Below are 1,973 nucleotides of genomic sequence, written 5' to 3'. Positions count from 1 at the left end.
GGAACAGTCGGTGTACGCAGTGGGCCGTTGATGGCAGCGTCTGACTTTTTCAGTTGCCGGATTCAAGGACGGGGAGGACACGGGGCCAAACCCGAGCAAACCATTGATGCCCTGGTGATTGGCGCGCAGGTGGTAGTGGCCTTTCAAACCGTAGTGGCACGGCAGGTGAGTCCTTTAGAGCCAGCAGTCGTTACCGTTGGGGAGTTCCATGCGGGTTCAGCGCGCAACGTGATTGCCGACCAAGCCTACTTCGGTGGCACAGTCCGCTATTTCCACCCTGATCTGGCATCCACCTTACCGAAAAAACTCGAGGCGATTGTTCAAGGAATTTGTACAGCCTATGGTGCTCACTACGAGTGGAATTATGAATACCTCTATCCCCCTCTAATCAACGACCCAGCCATGGCTGATCTGGTGCGGTCCGTGGCGGAACAAGTGGTTGAACCAGCTCTGGGAGTGGTGCCCAATTGTCAAACGTTGGGGGGAGAAGACATGGCCTTTTTCCTCCAGGAAGTGCCTGGGTGCTACTTCTTTTTGGGGTCAGCCAATCCCACCAAAGGATTGGATTTTCCTCATCATCATCCCCGTTTTGATTTTGATGAAGAAGTCCTCTGTCTAGGCGTAGAATTGTTGGTGCGGTGCTTAGAGCAATATATAGGACGATGAAACTCTCGACCAGTACGTTAATCATCCTAGCCTTAGCGATTGGATTAGCGGGGGGCGTGGCCTACTGGGAATGGGTAGGTAAACCCCAGCGCCAGGAACAAGCCACCCGCAAAGCGCGATTGTTTAACTTCACTGAAAAAGATGTCACAGCTATCACGATTATCAAGCCCAAAGAAACCCTCAAATTTGAACGGGTGAAACCAGGGGAATGGAAAATGGTGCAGCCTCAACAAAAACCGGCGAATACCGCCCCAATTGCCTTTCTGCTAGGACAGATGACGACTGCGGAACGGGTACAAGATCAGGATTTAACGATTAAACCTGAAGAAAAAGCCCAGTTTGGTTTGACAACCCCGCTAGCAATGATTCAAGTAACGCTGGAAAATGGCAACCAACACCGTTTAATCTTGGGCAATCCAGACTTTACTGGCGTGGCTTTATACGCCCAAATTGACCCTCCTACTGAAGCCACCTCCTTGTCGGTTGCCCTAGTGCCGATTGACTTACGCAACGCGGTGGACCGTCCTTTAGGGGAGTGGCAGGCATCACCCAAACCGGAGAAAAAGCCGGAAACAAAATCTAGTCCAAAACCTTGACGCTCTGGATTATTGGTGGAACCCGCGAAAGCGCAGAACTGGTGGCCTGCCTGGGGAGTACCTACCCTTGTGTAATTACAGTGACAACTGACCGGGCGAAGCAGCTTTATTCAGACACATCACTACGTGTCGTTGTTACCTGCTTAACGCCGGCGAATATCAGCGCTTTTTTACAAACGTATCAAATTACTCGTATTTTAGATATGTCTCATCCACACGCTGCCGTTATTTCCCAACTGGCTATCCAGTGTTCTGAACAATATCATTTACCCTATTTGCGTTACGAGCGTCCATCTATCAGGAGTGACTCTCCTTTCTGTCTGTACTGGCGGGATTTAGATGAATTATTCACCACTTATCATTTCGGTTGCGAACGAATTTTAGTCACGCTCGGATACCGGCAATTGCCCCGCTTAAAACCCTACTGGGGAGCGCACACTTGGTTTGTACGCATCTTACCTGACCCTGTGGCATTGACAACGGCTTTAGACGTGGGATTTGCCCCCCAAAACATTATTGCTTTGTGGCCACCAGTCAGTCGAGAAATGGAACGCGCTCTCTGGCAAACGTGGGGGATTACCCAGGTCATTGCCAAGGCGTCTGGTGCGCCTGGGGGTGAGGATATTAAACAGACGGTGGCTCAGGAGTTGGGAGTGGTTTTGCATCTGTTGCAGCGTCCGGCAGTGTCGTATCCCCAGCAGACGGATGATC

3 protein-coding genes are annotated in these 1,973 nt (G+C 50.9%); all 3 read left to right on the top strand.

The window, feature by feature from the left end; all coding sequences use genetic code 11:
- On the top strand, positions 1 to 666 hold a 666-nt coding region (locus NZ705_12425), incomplete at its 5' end, for an amidohydrolase (GenBank protein ID MCS7293748.1).
- Positions 663 to 1,262: a DUF4340 domain-containing protein gene (locus NZ705_12420; protein MCS7293747.1), complete on the top strand. Its 600-nt coding sequence runs from the start codon at positions 663 to 665 to the stop codon at positions 1,260 to 1,262. The genes NZ705_12425 and NZ705_12420, both read left to right, overlap by 4 nt.
- 41 nt (positions 1,263 to 1,303) lie before the next feature.
- The coding region (cobK, locus tag NZ705_12415; protein MCS7293746.1) for a precorrin-6A reductase at positions 1,304 to 1,973 on the top strand (670 nt) is incomplete at its 3' end.

This window comes from Gloeomargarita sp. SKYB120 (assembly GCA_025062155.1).
Taxonomy (GTDB): Bacteria; Cyanobacteriota; Cyanobacteriia; order Gloeomargaritales; family Gloeomargaritaceae; genus Gloeomargarita.
Note: the sequence above shows the minus strand (reverse complement) of the source record. Positions and strands in the feature narration are given on the sequence as shown.